Genomic DNA, 384 nt, shown 5'->3' on the forward strand with positions numbered 1-384 from the left:
CGCCGTGGTGTTCGAGCACGCGGGCTGATCGCCACAACCTGAACAGCAGGGGCTTCGCGCCCCTGCGCTGGAGCCCTCATGTCAGGCAGCAGCTTTCTCCCCGACGTTGTGCCGGTCGAGATCAATGGCGTCATCTCGGAGGTGCCGCCGTCCCAAGTGGCGGCGCTCTTCCCGAGCATGGCGACCATCACGCCGACGGCGCCGTTCTCGTTCTCCTGGAACGGCTCAATCGTCCAGTTCAACATCGGCGACACCCAGCCCATCCCGGCCGACCTGCTCGCCGCGCTGACGGCCGCTGGTGCACCGTTCACAACCCCGTGAGGTCAACATGCCACTCGGTACACCCTACCTGACCGATTCCATCGCGCATGCGGCCGGCAACGG

1 protein-coding gene is annotated in these 384 nt (G+C 66.4%); it reads left to right on the plus strand.

Annotated features, from left to right (window positions below; all coding sequences use genetic code 11):
* The first annotated feature begins 78 nt into the window (after nt 1–78).
* A complete protein-coding gene (locus SOP85_RS31290; RefSeq protein ID WP_323629446.1) occupies nt 79–321 on the plus strand; it encodes a hypothetical protein in 243 nt (80 codons plus the stop codon).
* The last annotated feature ends 63 nt before the right edge of the window (nt 322–384 follow it).

Origin of the sequence: Pseudomonas sp. YuFO20, assembly GCF_035064975.1 — a bacterium.
Taxonomy (GTDB): Bacteria; Pseudomonadota; Gammaproteobacteria; order Pseudomonadales; family Pseudomonadaceae; genus Aquipseudomonas; species Aquipseudomonas putida_AE.